Origin of the sequence: Donghicola sp. XS_ASV15, assembly GCF_041224595.1 — a bacterium.
GTDB lineage: Bacteria > Pseudomonadota > Alphaproteobacteria > Rhodobacterales > Rhodobacteraceae > Donghicola.
In genome coordinates this window covers 110,528-117,664 of record NZ_JBGFGN010000135.1, presented here as the reverse complement: position 1 = coordinate 117,664, position 7,137 = coordinate 110,528, and the positions used below count along the sequence as shown (strand labels likewise).

The 7,137-nt window shown below is 56.5% G+C and carries 3 protein-coding genes, 1 tRNA gene and 1 pseudogene; 1 reads left to right on the top strand and 4 read right to left on the bottom strand.

Annotation, left to right across the window (positions count from 1 at the left end):
- Positions 1-139: 139 nt before the first annotated feature.
- From AB9K37_RS11350 to AB9K37_RS11340, 3 genes and pseudogenes are all read right to left on the bottom strand, one after another.
- Positions 140-337, bottom strand: a pseudogene (locus AB9K37_RS11350) (sugar ABC transporter substrate-binding protein); the annotation flags it as partial.
- 141 nt (positions 338-478) lie between these two features.
- A complete protein-coding gene (locus AB9K37_RS11345; RefSeq protein WP_369838583.1) occupies positions 479-1,420 on the bottom strand; it encodes a sugar-binding transcriptional regulator in 942 nt (313 codons plus the stop codon).
- Between the two features lie 99 nt (positions 1,421-1,519).
- Positions 1,520-2,212, bottom strand: coding sequence for a fumarylacetoacetate hydrolase family protein (locus AB9K37_RS11340; RefSeq protein WP_369838580.1), 693 nt, complete (start codon positions 2,210-2,212; stop codon positions 1,520-1,522).
- A 214-nt stretch (positions 2,213-2,426) separates the two neighbouring features.
- On the opposite strand from AB9K37_RS11340, the gene AB9K37_RS11335 reads away from it, so the two are divergent.
- Positions 2,427-2,502: transfer RNA gene (locus AB9K37_RS11335), tRNA-Thr, on the top strand.
- A 42-nt stretch (positions 2,503-2,544) separates the two neighbouring features.
- On the opposite strand, the gene AB9K37_RS11330 is transcribed toward AB9K37_RS11335, so the two are convergent.
- Entirely contained in the window at positions 2,545-7,047 is a 4,503-nt protein-coding gene (locus AB9K37_RS11330) for a PA14 domain-containing protein (protein ID WP_369838577.1), read from the bottom strand.
- Positions 7,048-7,137: the final 90 nt, after the last annotated feature.

Below are 7,137 nucleotides of genomic sequence, written 5' to 3'. Positions count from 1 at the left end.
CACCTTCAAATACAAGTCCACGGTGTATATCCCCAAGCCCTCCCGAAATCCGAAAGGGCAAAAGTGGACGACTTTTACGCCGCCCGCGACAACACTATGCCGTCGCTACCGTGGCCGAGTATTGCTCCGCCGTTCACAGCTGACGCAGAACGTTCTCTTCCAGAGTGACCCACTCAACTTCGTGACCGGTTTTTGCGGTGAAGTCATCGGTCAGACCCTGCATGCGGATCATGTCGCCGTTATTCACAGTCGCGATGGTGATGGTTTCTGCATAAGCGGCCGAAGCAAAGGCAACGGTTGCGCATGCGCCAAGAAGAGCGCCGTAGGTGCGTTTCATATTATTCCTCCCAAATCGGGCATCTGCCCTTTCAGTGGGCAAATACTCGTACGACCTGAGGTGCGATGTCAACAAAAGAAAAAGCGACCGCCGACAAAAACGGCGATCGCTCAAAGATTTTTAGAATTTTTGTTAGCGCTGTCAGGTCAGCATCTCTTTCGCTGTCACCTCGTCGGTGACAAGTCCGTTCACCAATCCACCACGGATTGCACCGAGAATCGCAGGCAGCTTTGTCACGCCGCTGGCGGCAGCAATTGTCAGTCCTGATTCGAGCGGCGTCGAACACACACGATCATTGGTCAGCCCCTCCAGAAGGCGACCCTCTGCGTCAAAAGTCCAACCTAGGATTTCGCCCACAGCACCCTTATTTTGCAATGCAGCAATCGTCTCTAGCGGGACAAAGCCGTCGATCCGCAAAGGTGCCACGTCCGAAATCACACCGATCCCGACGAACTTTACATCCGCCCGCGCAGCAAGGTTCCGCGTGCTGGCGATCGTCTTCTGTCCCAGCAGCATTTCCTTCTCTTCGACCGTGTTCGCGATGACGGGTGTTGGCAACGGATAGGTGGCAGCGGACACTTTCTCGGTCATGGTGAATAGCACGTTGTAATAGGCGGTCGAGCCATCCGGCGCGATGTTCCCCGTCAGCGACACGATCCGGTGCTGACGGCAATCCACGTTGGGCAAATGCTCAACAGCTGCGCGTAATGTTCGCCCTGTCCCTAGGCCGATGACCAAGGGCTCGGGGCGGTTGAGCCAGCTTTCGATCACGTCTCCGGTCGCAAAAGACGTCGCGGTCGACGTGGCCGCTGCGTCCGCGACAAACGGAACTACCTCGCAAAATTCGAGCCCGAAGCGATCCTGTAATGCTGTCGCCAGATCCAAGCATTTTGAAATCGGATGATCCACCCGCACCTTGACCATGCCCGATGACATGGCCTGACTGACCATACGCTGCGCAGACTGCCGTGACACACCAAGCTCGCTCGCAACCTCATCCTGCGTTTTACCCGCGATATAATAAAGCCACGCCGCACGAGCGACGTCATCCAACCGTTTTTGGGTTTTGTTGTCTGCGGACATAGCGGTGTTCCCGAACTTCGTTGGCAGATAGCTAAACCACATGGGAACAGGGGCTTGCAACAAATTCACCGCGAACGAACCGGTTTTGCCTGCGCACTGTTACAGAATGTGGGTTTCGATGGGCTCTAGGTTCTCAATCTCGACTCGGACCACATCACCCCGTTCCAATCTGCCAACGCCAGACGGCGTGCCCGTCATGATCAAGTCCCCAGCTGCCAGAGTTACGCTGTGCGACAGGAACTGAATCACGTCAATCACAGGCCAGATCATCTGGCCCAAGTCTGCGTCCTGACGAAGTTCATCATTCACGTAGCTCGCGATCCGGCCCCGTGCGCAAACGCCAACCCTGTCGGCCAAAGAGATTGGCCCCACAACAGCTGAACCATCAAATCCCTTGGACAGATCCCAAGGGCGGCGCAACGCTTTAGCCTCGGCCTGCATATCGCGCCGCGTTAGGTCGTTCCCCACGGCAAAACCAGAGATTGCGGCTGCGGCCTCCTCTCGATTTAAATTCCGGCCGCCGCGCGCCAACGCGACAACGAGTTCTCCTTCGTAATGCAGTTCTTTGGTCAGCGGCGGATAGGCCACTGGTGCGCTTCCAACGACCAATGCGTCAGCGGGCTTGGAAAAGAAAAAAGGCGGCTCTCGATCAGGGTCATGCCCCATTTCCCGCGCATGATCCGCGTAGTTGCGCCCCACACAGTAAATCCGTCGCACTGGGTAAACCATTTCCATTCCGACAATCGGAACCGTCGGACGAGGCGCGGGTTCGAAAAGGTAACTCTGCGACATATGCGCGTTTCCCCATAAGACATTCGCGAGAAGTCACCCTAACAAAGCACCACCCCGCGTCGAGCAAATTCCCACGACGCGCGCCATCAGCTTTGGTAGAGATCGCATGGACTTAGGCGCGATTGGTCTCATCCTGCTTCCGCAAAGTTTTTCGAGTGAAGTGGTGAAAATGACCTTGCACAGGACGAAAACCCGTTTTAAACGGACCACCAGTGCCCCTATAGCTCAGCTGGTAGAGCAACTGATTTGTAATCAGTAGGTCCGCGGTTCGAGTCCGTGTGGGGGCACCATTTCGACTGAAAACGAATTTCCCAACGATTATCAGCGCTCCGTTAGATCACAAACTCGATCACGGTCTTATTCTCGTGACCGGCCTCCCAATACTCGCCGTTGTAGAAGGTTCCGCCTTCTTCCAAAGCGTCATCCCATTTGCCATCGGCTGAGGCCATCATGGCAAAGTCTTGATCACCGTCGTTATTTGGCTCACCGGCAAGCCAGTTCATAAAGTCCAAAGCGCTCTGGGTGGAGCCGGTGAATTGGCCTTCGGTCTCTTTGTCGGTGAACCCGAGCCAGATCGGATCGGAGCCGCCGAAGCTCTCTAGAATGAACTGGTTTTCCTCGGCGCTGTTGATCTCGACCAATTGTCCACCCATGGCTTGGGCTTCGGCATTTGCGTCCTCCCAAGATTGGCCGGGTGTCCCCAAGATATATGCGGAGTCGCCAAAAGTGATTTGCTCGGGCTCTGCATCGTCGCCGAATACCATCTGCTGGCGGTCGAAGGCAGGGCCGCTCCAGTCCAGATCCAGTGTCGCGTCACCGCCCCGTTCGAAATAAGTGAGTTCGATCACGTTGGGGCCTTCGGACAGTGAAACGGTTGCCTCAAGCTCGACGGCGGCATGTAGACCATCGTTGTTAATGATCGGTTCTCCGTTGATCGTTAGTTGCGAGCCGTCGTCACTGGTCAGGTAAAAGGTGTAGTCGCCGGACGTAGGAGCCTCGAAACTTCCGCTGTAGCGCGCTGCAAAGTTGTCTGTGTCACCGCCCTCGTAAAAAGATCCTCCACCGGCGTAGTTGTCGATAGATGTCACGTTTTCGGAGTGGACAGGTGCAGCGCCAAAATCGATCTCTGCCAAGGTCTCGACTGGGTCGATGCTGTAAAACTCGGCAAGTACGCTGAGCTCGTCTTGTTGGTCATCTGCTTCGGGACTGTCTGACAAAGGCCCAGTTTCGTTGATCTGGAATGCGCTGACCTCGCCAATCAAAGGCGTGTCCGCAGCCCAGTTTGATTCACCGATCAACTGATCTTCTCGATCCACATCTGCGGGAACTTGCCCCGGACCTTCGGCCAGCAGGTTGCCGTTTTTATAGATCGTCATGAGGCCATCGCTGTCGACAGTGACCCGCCATTCGGCGGTCTCGCCTTCGACGATCGCGTCATAGGCCGTGACGACCGAGGAGGCGTCGCCCACATAGACCTCGAACCGCATGTCTGTGCTGTTCCACGTCTGACCCAACAGAATATTATCTTCGGCCGCGCCATTCCCGTAGTCGAAGACTCGTTGCCAGTAGCCTCCGTCCACATCATCGAAGCGTGCGGTTGCGACGGCTTCGAAGAAAATCTCAGGCTCCTCTACGATGTCGTCATCTGTATCATTGTCGAACAGGATAGCAGCGGCATCAATTACGCCGAGGTTTGCGCCCTGAATGTCAGTGAGTGACACACTCACCAAACGGTCCCCTCCGGCCACGTCATCGCCCTCGACCCGGACAAAGATGCTGGCGGCGCTTTCGCCCGCAGGAATTGTGACCGTCCCCCGCGCAGTTCCGCCATCCACCTCTACTAGCGCTGTGACATCTTGAGCAGAGATTTTGTCCAATGTGACGGAAAACACCATCGTTGTGTTCAGGCCCGCATCGGTTTCGGTTTGGTCCGCAGCAGCGTGTAGCGTTAGAACTGGCGCATCCAATGGGCCGGTTTCATTGATGTCGAACTCCGTCACCTCGCCGATCAGCGGAGTGTCCCCGCCCCAATTCGACTGACCGACCAGCTGGTTGGCGCGGTCCACATCCTCGGGAATTTGGCCAAGAGCTTCGGCCACCAATGCCCCGTCCTTGTAAAGGCGGGTCCAGCCGGTGGTATCGATGGTCGCGCGCCACGTTGCGGTCTCGCCTTCGATCAACGCGTTTTCTGCGGTCACGTTCATGGCAGTGCCGTTTACAATGACCTCGAAGCGCATATCGCTGCTGTAATAGACTTGCCCGAGCCACAGATTATCGGCGCCAGGTCCATTGCCAAAGTCAAAGACCCGTTGCCATGCGCCGCCCTCTACATCGTCATAACGGACGGTTGCCTCTGCCTCGAACACCAGTGCAGGATCAGGATCTGGCGCGGTGAACTGGCCCGCTGTCTCGGCGGTATCCCCTTCGTTCACGACTTCCAAATTGCGGACCTGCCCGACGAGCCGCGTATCGTTCACCCAATTTGAATCGCCAACGTATCTTAGGGCACGATCGACATCCGCCGGAACATAGCCTTGGCCTTCTGCCAGAAGCGCGCCGTCTTTCCAGAGCTGCATCAAGCCGTTTGCGTCAACCGATACGCTCCACTCCGCAAGCTCTCCTTCGACAATGGCATTCGGCGCTTCGATCCGCGCCGACTCCGCGCCATTGAAAACCTCGAAGCCCATGGTGTCCGAGCCCGCAACCTGACCCAGCCAGATGTTGTCTTGGTATTCGCCGTTCCCAAAATCAAAGACCCGCTGCCACGCCCCTGCCCCAAGGTCGTCGAACCGCGCTTCGACGCTGAGGTCGAACGCGCCTGTGATCTCGTCATCGTCGATGTTAAAATACTGAAGGCTGTCCTGTTCGAGCGGCGGGGTTTCTGTGATCTCGACATCCATATCGACACCGAGCATGGACGCGACCGATGGCGTTCCCGCATCATCCACGGCATAGAGCATCCACAGCCCGCCGATCATGACTGTTGCGCCGGGGGTGGTGATTTCAATGGTCGTGTTGTCGATGACCTTGTGATCCAACTCAAGAAAGCGCCCGTCTGCATTGCGACCGTGGGTCATTGCGCCTGATTTCACAGCCGTGATCTGCGAAATGTCCGAGGTATCATCTACCGTGATCTGGAATGACTGGCCTGCTGCGATATTCGTGGGCGCATCTTCGATGACCGGACGCTCGGCCAGACTGCCGTCGTCGTCATACAGGTAGTCCGGCGCGTAGAGTTCGGCGTTGGTATTGGCCAGCGGTCCCGGTGCGCCGCCACCAGAGATCCAGATTGTCCCATCAGGCAGCAGCAGGTGCGATGAGTGATAGAGCCGCGCGAGTTCGCCCTCGGCCTCTTGCTCGACGCTATTATTCACCGGATCCCAGATCGTAACAGTGTTCACCGCCGATTCCAGATCGTTGCCCTGATAGCCTGTGTTCCCCCCGCCGGTGATTGCGATGCGTCCATCAGGCAAGGGGATCATCCCCGCATTGGTGCGCGGGCCTTCGATCTCGGCTACTTTGGTGAAACTTGGCACAACTGCAGAGATATCAGCAGTATAGATGCCACCATCATCCCCAATGATCGCGATCTGGTCCACGTCATACATGATCGAGGAATTCAGCTTGTAGCTGTCAAAGCCTGTTTGACCGATTTTCTCGACAGAGCCGGTGCCTTCGGTTGTCATTCTGTAGATGTCGTCGCCTTCGGCCTCGATCACGATCACTTCGCCTAGGCTGTTCGCGAAGACATGGGGATACCACCAGCTTTCGTTCAGACGGTCCGCGTCGTTTACATCAGCAAAATCGGGCATTTCGGCGTCGGTCAGCGTACGCCAGCCGGTTTCAGCATTGTAAACTTCGGCCAATGTGATCCCGTTATAATCCCCGTCACGACCGCCGATGCACAGAATTTCGCCGTTGGGCAAGTTGACCGTCGTGGGATACCAACGGGCGTATTCCATATCCCCAAGCTCTGCATCGCGGATGGTGCGGGTTTGGTAGTCAAAGACCACCACATCGTTGATGCCCGCAATCACATTTCCTGTGCCGTTCGCATCGCCCCCCATGATGATGACATTGCCCGTGGCAGGATCGAGGCTCATGTTGGAACAGAACGTATTCACACCAGTCGTATTCGGCAGAACCTCTTCGACGCCGGTTTCGGGATCGAACAAGGAGTAGACAAACTGTCCCCCTTGCATCCCCGCCTCCGTAGACCCGAAGCCCAGAACTTTGCCATCTGGCAGCACGATGGAATGCAGCGGGATGATCGTAAGAGCAATGACGCCAGAGAATTCTCCGTCTCCTTCGAGGTCCGTGGCAGAGATCGATGCCGCACCGATGTCCCCTTGAATCCATTGCCCCGTCATGCCCAGATTCGGATCTTCTCCGCCTTCGCCATAGGGCGCGGTCTGGAGAAATCCGACATGTCCGATCAAGTCATCGTCGCCTGCATATGTGGATTGCCCGATCAGGACCGAAGGTGCGTCCATCGACGCCGTCAAAGCACCATCCGCTTCGGCCAGAACTTCACCATCCAGACTTAGGCTCATTGTCCCGAAGGGCGTGAAGTCCACCCGCCATGTCCCTGTCTCGCCTTCGATCAGGGCATCTTCCGCGACCAGTGTCGTGACAACGCCATCCTGCACGAGACCGAGTTCCATGTCGTTGCCTGCAGTCTGACCCAGCCACAATCGCGTGCCCGTCTCAGCATCTGTAATATCAAAGACCTTTTGCTGCACTCCGCTCAAATCGTCAAAGCGCGCCGAGACCGCCAAAGCGAACTCATATCCAATAGTAATTTCAGACGAGAAAGAAGGCAGAGAACTCTGCATACCAAGACCCTCAGAACAGCACCGTTACCACACAGCTCCGACCAGGGGCTTCGCTCATTGACCAGATGAGCCCTCCTGTCCGGAACAAAT